The organism is Ruegeria sp. CDSB029 (genome assembly GCF_059611125.1).
This window is the reverse complement of record NZ_JBXWOX010000009.1, coordinates 1-14,289: the sequence shown is the minus strand read 5'-3', so window position 1 is coordinate 14,289 and position 14,289 is coordinate 1. Positions and strand designations below refer to the sequence as shown.

Genomic DNA, 14,289 nt, shown 5'->3' with positions numbered 1-14,289 from the left:
ACATCTGACATGGCTCAAACGTTCCTTGGCCAGAAACGTCTTCGTAAATATTACGGCAAAATCCGCGAAGTGCTGGAGATGCCGAACCTCATTGAGGTCCAGAAATCCTCTTATGATCTATTCCTGCGCTCCGGCGATGCAGATGTGCCCACAGACGGCGAAGGCATCAAAGGCGTGTTCCAATCGGTCTTCCCGATCAAGGATTTCAACGAAACCTCCGTTCTGGAGTTCGTGAAATACGATCTGGAAAAACCTAAATATGACGTCGAAGAGTGCATGCAGCGCGACATGACCTACAGCGCGCCGCTGAAGGTCACTCTGCGTCTGATCGTGTTCGATGTCGATGAGGACACCGGCGCCAAATCCGTCAAAGACATCAAGGAACAGGACGTATTCATGGGCGACATGCCCCTGATGACGCCCAATGGTACGTTCATCGTGAACGGCACCGAGCGTGTGATCGTGTCCCAGATGCACCGTTCGCCCGGCGTGTTCTTTGACCACGACAAGGGCAAGACCCACTCTTCGGGTAAACTGCTCTTTGCTTGCCGCATCATCCCGTATCGCGGCAGCTGGCTGGACTTTGAGTTCGACGCCAAGGACATCGTGTTCGCCCGTATCGACCGTCGCCGCAAACTGCCTGTGACGACCCTGCTTTATGCGCTGGGTCTGGATCAGGAAGCGATCATGGACGCGTACTACAACACTGTGTCCTACAAGCTGGACAAGAAGAAGGGTTGGATCGCTCCGTTCTTCCCGGAACGTGTGCGCGGTACCCGTCCGACTTATGATCTGATTGATGCGAAATCGGGTGAAGTGATTGCTGAAGCAGGCAAGAAGGTCACACCGCGCGCTGTCAAGAAACTGATCGACGAAGGCACTGTCACCAACCTGCTTGTTCCATTCGATCATATCGTTGGCAAATTCGTCGCCAAAGACGTCATCAATGAAGAAACCGGTGCGATCTACGTCGAAGCCGGTGATGAGCTGACGCTTGAATATGATAAGGACGGCGATCTGATCGGCGGCACTGTCAAAGAGCTGATCGATGCCGGCGTCACCGAGATTCCGGTTCTGGACATCGACAACATCAACGTCGGTCCGTACATGCGCAACACCATGGCGGCAGATAAGAACATGGGCCGGGACACCGCGCTGATGGATATCTACCGTGTTATGCGCCCGGGTGAACCGCCCACCGTCGAAGCGGCCTCGGCCCTGTTCGACACGCTGTTTTTCGACAGCGAGCGCTATGACCTGTCCGCCGTTGGCCGCGTGAAGATGAACATGCGTCTGGCTCTGGATGCGCCGGATACACTGCGCACCCTGCGTCGCGAAGACATCGTGGCCTGCATCAAGGCGTTGGTGGAGCTGCGCGACGGCAAAGGTGACATCGACGATATCGACCACCTTGGTAACCGTCGTGTCCGTTCGGTCGGCGAACTGATGGAAAACCAGTACCGCGTCGGTCTGCTGCGCATGGAGCGCGCGATCAAAGAGCGTATGTCGTCGGTTGAGATCGACACCGTCATGCCGCAGGACCTGATCAACGCAAAACCGGCCGCTGCTGCTGTTCGCGAATTCTTCGGCTCGTCGCAGCTGTCGCAGTTCATGGACCAGACCAACCCGCTGTCGGAAGTCACCCACAAACGCCGTCTTTCGGCGCTTGGCCCCGGTGGTCTGACGCGTGAGCGTGCGGGCTTTGAGGTGCGCGACGTACACCCGACTCACTATGGCCGGATGTGCCCGATTGAAACGCCGGAAGGCCCGAACATCGGTCTGATCAACTCGCTGGCCACCTTCGCCCGCGTGAACAAGTATGGCTTCATCGAAACACCGTACCGCGTCGTCAAAGATGCCGAGGTGACCGATGAGGTTCACTACATGTCCGCGACCGAGGAAATGCGTCACACAGTGGCGCAGGCGAACGCGACGCTGGATGCGGATGGCAAGTTCATCAACGATCTGGTTTCGACCCGTCAGTCGGGCGACTACACTCTGGCCCCGCGCGAGAATGTGGACCTGATCGACGTCAGCCCGAAACAGTTGGTATCGGTCGCCGCGTCGCTGATCCCATTCCTTGAAAATGACGACGCCAACCGGGCCTTGATGGGTTCGAACATGCAACGTCAGGCGGTTCCGCTGCTGCGGGCCGAGGCGCCGCTGGTCGGCACCGGTATCGAGGAAAAGGTTGCGATCGACTCGGGTGCTGCGATTCAGGCGAAACGTGCCGGTATCATCGACCAGGTCGATGCCCAGCGTATCGTTATTCGTGCTACCGAAGATCTGGAACTGGGCGACGCGGGTGTGGACATCTACCGTCTGCGCAAATTCCAACGTTCGAACCAGAACACCTGCATCAACCAGCGTCCGCTGGTGAAAGTGGGTGACACTGTCACGAAAGGCGAGGTTGTCGCTGATGGTCCGTCCACCGATATCGGTGAACTGGCACTGGGTAAGAACGTGGTCGTCGCGTTCATGCCTTGGAATGGCTACAACTACGAAGACTCGATCCTGATCAGCGAACGTATCGCGCGTGATGACGTCTTTACCTCGGTCCATATCGAGGAATTCGAAGTCGCCGCCCGTGATACAAAGCTGGGCCCGGAAGAGATCACCCGCGACATCCCGAACGTCGGTGAAGAAGCGCTGCGCAACCTCGACGAGGCTGGCATCGTTTACATCGGCGCGGATGTTGAGCCGGGCGATATTCTGGTCGGCAAGATCACTCCGAAGGGCGAAAGCCCGATGACCCCGGAAGAAAAGCTGCTGCGCGCCATCTTTGGTGAAAAAGCATCTGACGTGCGCGATACCTCGTTGCGCGTGAAGCCGGGTGATTACGGTACGGTCGTGGAAGTCCGCGTCTTCAACCGTCATGGTGTGGAAAAAGACGAGCGTGCGCTGCAGATCGAGCGTGAGGAAGTCGAACGTCTGGCCCGTGACCGGGATGACGAGCTGGCGATCCTTGACCGCAACATCTATGCGCGTCTGCAAGGTCTGATCCTGGGTAAAACCGCTGTCAAAGGCCCGAAAGGCGTCAAGGCAGGATCGGTGATCACCGAGGAACTGCTGGACATGCTGACCCGTGGTCAGTGGTGGCAGCTGGCACTGGAAGACGAGAAGGACGCCCAGATCGTCGAAGCGCTGAACGAGCAGTACGAAGTACTCAAGCGCGCTCTGGATGCCCGTTTCGAAGACAAGGTCGAAAAAGTCCGTCGTGGTGACGATCTGCCGCCGGGTGTGATGAAGATGGTCAAAGTCTTCATCGCCGTGAAGCGTAAGCTGCAGCCGGGCGACAAGATGGCCGGTCGTCACGGGAACAAAGGTGTGATTTCCAAAGTTGTTCCAATGGAAGACATGCCGTTCCTGGCGGATGGTACGCCGGTTGACTTCTGTCTGAACCCGCTGGGTGTGCCTTCGCGTATGAACGTTGGTCAGATCCTTGAAACCCACATGGGTTGGGCCGCACGCGGTCTGGGTTTGAACATCGACGAGGCACTGGGTGAATACCGCCGCTCCGGCGACCTGACCCCGGTTCGCGAAGCGATGAAGCTGGCCTATGGCGAGAATGTCTATGAAGAAGGCATTGCCGGCATGGACGAAGGTCACCTGATCGAGGCGGCGGGCAACGTGACCCGCGGTGTTCCGATCGCGACCCCGGTCTTTGACGGTGCCAAAGAGGCTGACGTCAACGATGCGCTGGTGCGTGCGGGCTTCTCGGAAAGCGGTCAGTCGGTTCTGTTCGACGGTCGTACCGGTGAGCAATTCGCGCGTCCTGTGACCGTTGGCATCAAGTACCTGCTGAAACTGCACCACCTTGTGGATGACAAAATCCACGCGCGTTCGACCGGGCCGTACAGCCTGGTTACCCAGCAGCCGCTGGGTGGCAAGGCGCAGTTCGGTGGTCAGCGCTTTGGTGAGATGGAAGTCTGGGCTCTGGAAGCTTACGGCGCCGCCTACACCCTGCAGGAGATGCTCACCGTGAAATCGGATGACGTCGCCGGCCGGACCAAGGTCTATGAGTCGATCGTCAAGGGCGAGGATAACTTTGAAGCGGGCGTACCGGAATCGTTCAACGTTCTGGTTAAAGAAGTCCGTGGCCTCGGCCTGAATATGGAACTCCTGGATGCGGAGGAAGAGTAGGGGCGGCAACGCCCCACACTCATCCCATCCCAATTTGTAAGGACGCAAAATGAACCAGGAAATCACCAATAACCCGTTCAACCCGCTGACGCCGCCGAAAGTCTTTGACGAGATCAAAGTCTCTTTGGCGTCGCCCGAGCGGATTCTGTCTTGGTCCTATGGCGAGATCAAGAAACCCGAAACCATCAACTACCGGACGTTCAAGCCCGAGCGTGACGGTCTGTTCTGCGCGCGTATCTTTGGCCCGATCAAAGATTACGAATGTCTGTGCGGCAAATATAAGCGGATGAAATATCGCGGCGTTGTCTGCGAGAAATGCGGTGTGGAAGTCACCCTGCAGAAAGTCCGCCGCGAGCGTATGGGCCACATCGAACTGGCAGCACCCGTTGCGCACATCTGGTTCCTGAAATCGCTGCCGTCCCGCATCGGCCTGATGCTGGACATGACGCTGCGCGATCTGGAACGTGTTCTGTACTTTGAAAACTATGTCGTCATCGAGCCTGGTCTGACCGACCTGTCTTATGGCCAGATGCTGACCGAAGAAGAGTTCATGGACGCGCAGGATGCCTATGGCATGGACGCGTTCACCGCGAACATCGGTGCCGAAGCTATCCGTGAGATGCTGGCCCAGATCGATCTGGAAGCCGAAGCCGAGCAGCTGCGCGCTGATCTGGCAGAAGCAACCGGCGAGCTGAAGCCCAAGAAGATCATCAAGCGTCTGAAGGTTGTTGAATCATTCCTCGAGTCGGGCAACCGGCCTGAGTGGATGGTGATGACCGTGATCCCGGTCATTCCGCCGGAACTGCGTCCGTTGGTTCCGCTGGATGGTGGCCGTTTCGCGACTTCGGATCTGAACGATCTGTATCGCCGCGTCATCAACCGGAACAACCGTCTGAAGCGTCTGATCGAACTGCGCGCGCCTGACATCATCGTCCGCAACGAAAAGCGGATGTTGCAGGAATCCGTGGACGCTCTGTTCGACAATGGCCGTCGTGGGCGCGTGATTACCGGTGCCAACAAGCGTCCGCTGAAATCGCTGTCGGACATGCTGAAAGGTAAGCAGGGTCGCTTCCGTCAGAACCTTTTGGGTAAGCGCGTCGACTTCTCGGGCCGTTCGGTCATCGTGACCGGTCCGGAACTCAAGCTGCACCAGTGTGGTCTGCCCAAGAAGATGGCGCTGGAGCTGTTCAAGCCGTTCATCTACTCGCGCCTTGAAGCCAAGGGTCTGTCTTCGACCGTGAAGCAGGCGAAGAAACTGGTCGAGAAAGAGCGTCCCGAAGTGTGGGATATCCTCGACGAGGTGATCCGCGAACACCCTGTCATGCTGAACCGTGCGCCGACGCTGCACCGATTGGGCATTCAGGCGTTTGAGCCGGTCCTTATCGAAGGTAAAGCCATCCAGCTGCACCCGCTGGTCTGTTCGGCCTTTAACGCCGACTTCGACGGTGACCAGATGGCTGTGCACGTCCCGCTGAGCCTTGAGGCCCAGCTGGAAGCCCGTGTTCTGATGATGTCGACGAACAACGTTCTGTCGCCTGCAAACGGTGCGCCGATCATCGTTCCGTCGCAGGATATGATCCTGGGTCTGTACTATGTGACCCTGGAACGCGAAGGCATGCCGGGCGAAGGCAAGGTCTTTGGTTCGATCGACGAAGTTCAGCACGCGCTGGATGCAGGCGAAGTTCACCTGCACACCAAGATTACCGCGCGGATCACGCAGATCGACGACGAAGGCAACGAAGTTCAGAAGCGTTTCGAGACCACTCCGGGCCGTTTGCGTCTGGGTGCCTTGCTGCCGATGAACAACAAGGCACCGTTCGAACTGGTCAACCGTCTGCTGCGGAAAAAAGAAGTGCAGCAGGTGATCGACACCGTCTACCGTTACTGCGGTCAGAAAGAGTCGGTTATCTTCTGTGACCAGATCATGTCGATGGGCTTCAAAGAAGCGTTCAAGGCGGGCATCTCGTTCGGCAAGGACGACATGGTCATCCCTGATGACAAGTGGGGCATCGTTGATGAGACCCGCAGTCAGGTAAAAGACTTTGAACAGCAGTACATGGACGGCCTGATCACGCAGGGCGAAAAGTACAACAAAGTTGTCGACGCCTGGTCAAAGTGTAACGACCGCGTAACCGATGCGATGATGGGCACGATCTCGTCTTCGGATCGGGCAGAGGATGGCTCCGAACAAGAACCAAACTCGGTCTACATGATGGCCCACTCGGGTGCGCGTGGCTCGGTCACTCAGATGAAACAGCTGGGCGGTATGCGTGGTCTGATGGCCAAGCCGAACGGTGACATCATCGAGACGCCGATCATCTCGAACTTTAAAGAAGGTCTGACCGTTCTCGAGTACTTCAACTCGACCCACGGTGCCCGTAAAGGTCTGTCGGATACCGCTCTGAAGACGGCGAACTCGGGTTACCTGACCCGTCGTCTGGTGGACGTGGCTCAGGACTGCATCGTTCGTGAGATCGACTGTGGTACTGAACGTGCGATCACCGCCGAAGCCGCGGTCAACGATGGTGAGGTTGTTGCATCGCTGGCCGAACGTGTGCTGGGTCGTGTTTCGGCCGATGACGTTCTGCGTCCGGGTACGGAAGAGGTTCTGGTCGCTGCGGGTCAGTTGATCGACGAACGCATGGCCGACACCATTGACGAGGCCGGTGTTGCTTCGATGCGCATCCGCTCGCCTCTGACCTGTGAGTCCGAGGAAGGCGTTTGTGCCACCTGCTATGGTCGTGACCTTGCACGTGGTACGCGGGTCAACACGGGTGAGGCTGTCGGCATCATCGCCGCCCAGTCCATCGGTGAACCTGGTACACAGCTGACGATGCGGACCTTCCACATCGGCGGTGTTGCCCAAGGTGGTCAGCAGTCGTTCCAGGAAGCCAGCCAAGACGGTGTGGTGTCGTTCGAGAACCCGCAGGTTCTGGCCAATTCCGTAGGCGAAATCCTGGTCATGGGTCGGAACATGAAGTTGGTGATCAAGGACGAACACGGCGAGGAACGTGCCAGCCACAAGCTGGGCTACGGCTCCAAGCTGTTCGTCAAGGACGGCGCCAAGGTTGCCCGTGGCGACAAGCTGTACGAGTGGGACCCCTACACCCTGCCGATCATCGCCGAGAAAGCCGGTACCGCGAAGTATGTTGACCTTGTTTCGGGCATTGCTGTCCGCGATGAGACCGACGATGCAACCGGCATGACCCAGAAAATCGTGATCGACTGGCGCGCCGCCCCCAAAGGCAGCGACCTCAAGCCCGAGATCATTCTGGTTGGTGAAGATGGCGAGCCGGTCCGCAATGATGCGGGCAACCCGGTTCACTATCCGATGTCGGTGGATGCTATCCTGTCGATCGAAGACGGTGAAAAAATCGAGGCTGGTGAAGTCGTTGCGCGTATCCCGCGTGAAGGCGCCAAGACCAAGGACATCACCGGTGGTCTGCCACGTGTGGCCGAACTGTTCGAAGCCCGTCGTCCGAAAGATCACGCGATCATCGCAGAAGCCGATGGTTACGTGCGCTTTGGCCGCGACTACAAGAACAAGCGCCGCATCAGCATCGAGCCGGCTGACGAGTCCATGGAGACCATCGAGTACATGGTACCCAAGGGCAAGCACATCCCGGTCGCCGAAGGGGACTTCATCCAGAAGGGTGAATACCTGATGGACGGTAACCCGGCTCCGCATGACATCCTGTCCATCATGGGTGTTGAAGCGCTGGCGGATTACATGATCGACGAAGTGCAGGACGTTTATCGTCTGCAGGGCGTGAAGATCAACGACAAGCACATCGAGGTCATCGTGCGCCAGATGCTGCAGAAGTGGGAGATCCTGGATTCGGGCGACACCACCCTGCTGAAAGGCGAACATGTCGACAAGCAGGAGTTTGACGCAGCCAACGAAAAGACGTTGGCCCGCGGCGGACGTCCGGCTCAGGGCGAACCGATCCTTCTGGGGATCACCAAAGCCTCGCTGCAGACACGTTCGTTCATCTCGGCGGCGTCGTTCCAGGAAACCACCCGCGTGCTGACCGAAGCTTCGGTTCAGGGCAAGAAGGACAAACTGGTTGGCCTGAAAGAGAACGTCATCGTTGGTCGCCTGATCCCAGCCGGTACCGGTGGGGCCACTCAGGCCGTGCGCCAGGTTGCGCAAGGCCGCGACAACGTCGTGATCGAAGCCCGCCGGGAAGAGGCCGAAGCGGCCGCTGCTCTGGCCGCGCCGGTCATGGATGACGATATGGTCGGTGACGAGCTGGACGTTCTGGTGGAAACACCGGAAAGCCGCGAGTAACTTCCTCATCATAGAAATACGGAAAGGCCCTGCGATTTTGCGGGGCCTTTTCTTTTGCCCTTGGTGCGCTTTCGCCCAATCGTGATACAACTGAATAGTCTCGAAGACAGCGACCCACTGACCAAGGGATGCATGATGCATACAATCAAAGGTGATTTGATACAGCTTGCACTGAATGGTGAGTTTGATGTCATCGTTCACGGTTGCAATTGCTTCCATGCGATGGGGGCCGGGATAGCACGGGCGATTGCGGTGGAATTCCCTGATGCGCTTGAGGCCGACAAGCAGACGGACCTTGGGTCCCGATCAAAACTCGGAACGATTTCTTCGGTCCAGATCACGCGGGGTACGACCGAGTTTGCGGTGGTTAATGCCTATACCCAGTTTCATTGGGAGGGGCCGGGGCCGCTTGTGGAATATGACGCGATCTCGGGTTGTTTTTCGAAGATTGCACGCACATTTCCCGCATCGCGGATCGGCTATCCGATGATTGGCGCAGGATTGGCTGGGGGTGATTGGGTTGAGATTGCCCAGCGCATAGACGCGGCCCTTGCCGGTATAGACCACACACTGGTGATCTTGCCCGACTGACCGACGGGTCCGTGGTTGCATATTGACATCTCACAAGGACTTACGGCCAATGATCCGTGTTTCTTTTGAGTATTGGATTCTGCGACTATGAACCCGAATGTGAAGGGCGCTATGCTGATGATGGGCAGCATGGCAGCCTTTACCGTTAATGATGCATTGATCAAAGTTGCGGGGGCAGACTTGCCGCTGTTTCAGATGGTTGCGATGCGTGGCCTCTTGGCGACGTTATTGGTGTTTCTGATGGCGCGTCATCTTGGGGCGCTGCACCTGAACTTTCCGCGCCACGACAAGTGGCTTGTTGCTGCACGCTGCCTGGCCGAGTTGTCGGCCACATTCTTCTTTCTGACAGCGCTTTTGCATATGCCGCTTGCAAATGTAACGGCCGTTCTTCAGGCGTTGCCACTTACGGTGACATTGGGGGCTGTTTTGTTCTTTGGTGAACATATCGGCTGGCGCCGCATTCTAGCGATCGGGATGGGCTTTGCAGGAATGTTGCTGATTGTACGGCCGGGGCCTGATGGGTTCAGTCTTTACGCGATTTACGCTCTGATTGCCGTGGCATCCGTCACCGCACGCGACCTGATTACCAGGCGTATGTCCACCCATGTTCCGTCCTTGACGGTCACATTGGCGACGACGGTTTCCATTACAGTGGCCGCAGGGATCGCAACTGCAGTCACAGGGTGGGAGCCGGTAACGCCGGGCGCAGGCATAATGGTGGCCTCAGCCGCGGTCTTTGTTCTGACCGGATATCTTTGCAGCGTCATGGTCATGCGCGAAGGCGACGTCGGTTTTATCGCGCCGTTCCGGTATTCCAGCCTGATCTGGGCTTTGGGGCTGGGTTGGGTCATTTTTGGCGATTGGCCTGATACGATCACGATGTTGGGCGCTGTTCTGGTCGTGGGTGCGGGGCTGTTCACGCTGTTCCGGGAACGGCAGTCTCAACCTGCCGAGTGAGCCCGCCGCACCTTGTCCTGTTCAATGGCAAATCGCGCAATGAACTCGCCTTCTTGTTCCGGTGTCAGTGGGGACAGCCCGGTCTTGCTGGCGCGGGCATGGGGGGAGTCGTTGAAGTTGTTCAGCGTACGCACCCACATGGGCGCGTCGGGATAGCTGATCACGGGCATGAAACGACCGATCTTATGGTGCGTGAAGCTCATGATCGTGTGTTTGCAGCCGCCGGCAATATACATCCCCAACCCTACGCCCAAAAGGGACCGGAACACCTGGGTGGCGCGAATGCCATCCGGTCCAAAACGCGCCAGAAACCCGCTGTTGAAATCCAGCCCGACCGTTTGGCTATTCCTGGTCAGTCCTTTAGCGTCAATCGCCGCAAGGCGCAGACGTTCGACAAAGTCGACCGAGACGGCGTCATCGTCATCATGCCGGAACTGGAGGCACGGCTGATCCGGGTCGGTGCGGGCGCTGTGCAGAACCTCTTTGACAACTGGGCGATGCCGGGCTGGTGTGCGCTTGACGATGCGGATCTGCCTGATGCCCGAAGTGAGATCATACAGTCGGTCCATGGACTTTTGGGGAAGGCATTCACCGGTTAGCACCACCAGTTCAAAGTCCTCGTCTGTCTGTTCCCGAAAACCGGGCATGGTGGTGGTTTCGAACAGACGAAACCGTTCTTCCAGCCGCTCTGGATTGTACAGGTATTGACGACGCTCTTCGACAGTTTCGTGTTCTACCTGATAGCCGCCGATCGCGGGGTAGGAAAAGCGGCACAGGCCAATGACTTGCATGTTTCGTCCATCAAAAAGTTTCGTGGCCACTATGCAGAAATCCGCAATTGCCGGCAACGGGCGAGTAGCGCTGAAAGCTGCAGCTAAGTCTTGATAAAACGCTGCCAATCGGCTTGTCGGGTATGTGCTGTTGACACTCGGGCCGACTCCCCATATACGCGCGTCATCTCGGTGCCGGGGGCCGCCCCACAACCGATTCCAGTAATGAACTGGTCAAGGCCCGGACACTTTTATCGTTCGCGCCCTCTGATAACAAACCGCGACGTTCACCTCGGAATGGGAACGCTCGCGGGTTTTGCGCTTGTGGACGCACGAACGCAGCAAGTTTAGCCGCACGCAATGCGCGTGCATGTCATGTGTGTTGCAAAACGGGGAAGAAACCGGAATGCCAACTATTCAACAGCTGATCCGCAAGCCGCGTCAGCCCAAAGTAAAACGCTCGAAGTCCATGCACCTGGAGCAGTGCCCGCAGAAGCGCGGCGTCTGTACTCGTGTGTATACGACCACACCGAAAAAGCCGAACTCCGCTATGCGTAAGGTTGCCAAAGTGCGCCTGACCAACGGGTTCGAGGTCATCTCGTACATCCCCGGTGAAAGCCACAACCTGCAGGAACACTCGGTTGTTCTGATCCGTGGCGGCCGTGTAAAAGACCTTCCCGGTGTCCGTTACCACATCCTGCGCGGTGTTCTGGATACCCAGGGCGTCAAAGACCGTAAGCAACGTCGTTCGAAATACGGCGCGAAGCGTCCCAAGTAAGAAGGAGAGGCTGATATGTCACGTCGTCACGCCGCCGAAAAACGCGAAGTCCTGCCTGACGCCAAATTTGGCGACAAGGTACTGACCAAATTCATGAACAACCTGATGATCGACGGCAAGAAGTCGGTCGCAGAGCGCATCGTTTACAACGCCTTTGACCGCGTTGAAGGCAAGATCAAGCGCGCTCCTGTCGAAGTGTTCCACGAAGCACTCGACAACATCAAACCGTCGGTCGAGGTTCGCTCGCGCCGGGTTGGTGGTGCAACCTATCAGGTTCCGGTCGAAGTGCGCCCCGAGCGCCGCGAAGCACTGGCCATCCGCTGGCTGATCACTGCTGCGCGTGGCCGTAACGAAAACACCATGGAAGAGCGCCTTGCGGGCGAACTGCTGGACGCCGTACAGTCCCGCGGTACTGCCGTGAAAAAGCGCGAAGACACCCACAAGATGGCCGAGGCGAACAAAGCCTTCAGCCATTACCGTTGGTAATTCCAGAGGCTTATCAAAATGGCACGCGAATATACACTCAACCATTACCGTAACTTCGGTATCATGGCGCACATCGATGCAGGTAAAACCACCTGCTCGGAACGCATCCTGTATTACACAGGCAAATCCCACAACATCGGTGAGGTGCACGATGGTGCAGCCACCATGGACTGGATGGAGCAGGAGCAGGAACGCGGCATCACCATCACTTCGGCGGCGACCACCACGTTTTGGGAACGCACCGAAGACGGTGTAACTGCTGACTCGCCCAAGCACCGCCTGAACATCATCGACACCCCCGGCCACGTTGACTTCACCATTGAAGTTGAACGTTCGCTGGCGGTTCTCGACGGTGCCGTCTGCGTTCTGGACGCAAACGCCGGTGTTGAGCCCCAGACCGAAACCGTGTGGCGTCAGGCTGACCGCTACAAGGTTCCGCGTATGGTGTTCGTCAACAAGATGGACAAGATCGGCGCCGACTTCTTCAACTGCGTTGCAATGATCGAAGATCGTACCGGCGCACGTGCTGTTCCAGTTGGTATTCCAATCGGCGCAGAAACCGAGCTGGAAGGCCTGATCGACCTGGTCACCATGGAAGAATGGCTGTGGCAGGGCGAAGACCTGGGCGCAAGCTGGGTAAAAGCACCGATCCGTGACAGCCTGAAAGACATGGCTGACGAATGGCGCGGTAAAATGGTCGAAGCGGCCGTCGAAATGGACGACGACGCGATGATGGAATACCTGGAAGGCAATGAGCCCGACGTTCCGACCCTGCGCGCCCTGCTGCGCAAAGGTACTCTGGAAATCGCGTTTGTTCCGGTTCTGGGTGGTTCGGCGTTCAAGAACAAAGGCGTTCAGCCGCTGTTGAATGCTGTGATCGACTATCTGCCCAGCCCGCTGGACGTTGTCGATTACATGGGCTTCAAACCCGGTGACGAAGAAGAAACCCGTAACATTGCCCGCCGCGCGGATGATGACATGGCGTTCTCGGGCCTGGCGTTCAAAATCATGAACGACCCCTTTGTTGGCTCGCTGACCTTTACCCGCATCTACTCGGGTACTCTGGCCAAGGGCGACACGCTTCTGAACTCGACCAAGGGCAAGAAAGAGCGTATCGGCCGGATGATGATGATGCACTCGAATGATCGTGAGGAAATCACGGAAGCATTCGCAGGTGACATTATCGCACTGGCAGGTCTGAAAGACACCACCACCGGCGACACTCTGTGTGCGACCGGCGATCCGGTGGTTCTGGAAACGATGACCTTCCCCGATCCGGTGATCGAGATCGCGGTTGAGCCGAAAACCAAGGCTGACCAGGAAAAAATGAGCCAGGGTCTGGGCCGTTTGGCCGCAGAAGACCCATCCTTCCGCGTGGAAACTGACCTGGAATCTGGTCAGACCATCATGAAGGGCATGGGCGAACTTCACCTGGACATCCTGATTGACCGTCTCAAGCGTGAATTCAAGGTTGAAGCGAACATTGGTGCGCCGCAGGTTGCCTATCGCGAAACCATCGGTCACGAAGCCGAGATCGTTTACACCCACAAGAAACAGTCGGGTGGTTCGGGTCAGTTCGCTGAGGTGAAGATGATCATCTCGCCGACAGAGCCGGGTGAAGGCTATTCGTTCGAATCCCGCGTTGTTGGTGGTTCGGTGCCCAAGGAATATATCCCGGGTGTCGAAAAAGGCATCAGATCCGTCATGGATAGCGGCCCGCTGGCTGGCTTCCCCGTGATCGACTTCAAGGTTGCCCTGATCGAAGGTAAATACCACGACGTGGACTCCTCGGTTCTGGCGTTTGAAATCGCGGCTCGTATGGGTATGCGTGAAGGCATGCGCAAAGCCGGTGCGAAACTGCTTGAGCCGATCATGAAGGTCGAAGTGATCACCCCGGAAGAATACACCGGCGGCATCATCGGCGACCTGACATCACGTCGGGGTCAGGTTTCCGGTCAGGAAAACCGTGGCAACGCCATCGCGATCGACGCGTTCGTTCCGCTGGCGAACATGTTCGGCTACATCAACACTCTGCGTTCGATGTCGTCGGGCCGTGCCCAGTTCACCATGCAGTTCGATCACTACGATCCGGTTCCGCAGAACATCTCGGACGAGATCCAGGCGAAATACGCATAAGCGAAGATTTGAGGGAGCTCTGTTCAGGGGCTCCCTTCATTACCGAAAAAGGAGGCCATCATGGCAAAGGAAAAGTTTGAGCGTAATAAGCCGCACGTCAACATCGGCACGATTGGCCACGTTGACCACGGCAAGAC

Annotated in this window: 8 protein-coding genes; 7 read left to right on the top strand and 1 reads right to left on the bottom strand. The window is 57.4% G+C overall.

The genetic code is table 11. From position 1 onward, the window contains the following. Nucleotides 1-9: 9 nt before the first annotated feature. The 4 genes from rpoB to AC2FI8_RS12355 all read left to right on the top strand — a co-directional run bounded on the left by rpoB (nt 10) and on the right by AC2FI8_RS12355 (nt 9,982). A complete protein-coding gene (rpoB, locus tag AC2FI8_RS12370) occupies nt 10-4,143 on the top strand; it encodes a DNA-directed RNA polymerase subunit beta (protein ID WP_496735725.1) in 4,134 nt (1,377 codons plus the stop codon). 49 nt (nt 4,144-4,192) lie between these two features. Next, complete coding sequence (rpoC, locus tag AC2FI8_RS12365) at nt 4,193-8,434, top strand: DNA-directed RNA polymerase subunit beta' (RefSeq protein WP_496779300.1); 4,242 nt, start codon at nt 4,193-4,195, stop codon at nt 8,432-8,434. A 135-nt stretch (nt 8,435-8,569) separates the two neighbouring features. Then, nucleotides 8,570-9,025, top strand: coding sequence for a macro domain-containing protein (locus AC2FI8_RS12360; RefSeq protein WP_496768425.1), 456 nt, complete (start codon nt 8,570-8,572; stop codon nt 9,023-9,025). A gap of 87 nt (nt 9,026-9,112) precedes the next feature. Continuing rightward, nucleotides 9,113-9,982 carry a DMT family transporter gene (locus AC2FI8_RS12355; protein ID WP_496739454.1) on the top strand — a complete coding sequence of 290 codons (870 nt, stop codon included), beginning with the start codon at nt 9,113-9,115 and terminating at the stop codon, nt 9,980-9,982. On the opposite strand, the gene AC2FI8_RS12350 is transcribed toward AC2FI8_RS12355, so the two are convergent. Next, nucleotides 9,967-10,773, bottom strand: coding sequence for a putative rhamnosyl transferase (locus AC2FI8_RS12350; protein ID WP_496768423.1), 807 nt, complete (start codon nt 10,771-10,773; stop codon nt 9,967-9,969). The genes AC2FI8_RS12355 and AC2FI8_RS12350 overlap by 16 nt on opposite strands. Before the next feature lie 385 nt (nt 10,774-11,158). Here AC2FI8_RS12350 and rpsL point away from each other — a divergent pair, with 385 nt between their 5' ends. Genes rpsL through fusA form a run of 3 tightly spaced genes read left to right on the top strand, consistent with a single transcriptional unit; the run spans nt 11,159 to nt 14,152 of the window. Further along, nucleotides 11,159-11,530, top strand: a complete 372-nt coding sequence (gene rpsL, locus AC2FI8_RS12345) for a 30S ribosomal protein S12 (protein WP_005621086.1) — start codon at nt 11,159-11,161, stop codon at nt 11,528-11,530. Nucleotides 11,531-11,545: 15 nt separating this feature from the next. Further along, complete coding sequence (gene rpsG, locus AC2FI8_RS12340; protein ID WP_008756926.1) at nt 11,546-12,016, top strand: 30S ribosomal protein S7; 471 nt, start codon at nt 11,546-11,548, stop codon at nt 12,014-12,016. Nucleotides 12,017-12,034: 18 nt separating this feature from the next. After that, complete coding sequence (gene fusA, locus AC2FI8_RS12335) at nt 12,035-14,152, top strand: elongation factor G (RefSeq protein WP_496768421.1); 2,118 nt, start codon at nt 12,035-12,037, stop codon at nt 14,150-14,152. The last annotated feature ends 137 nt before the right edge of the window (nt 14,153-14,289 follow it).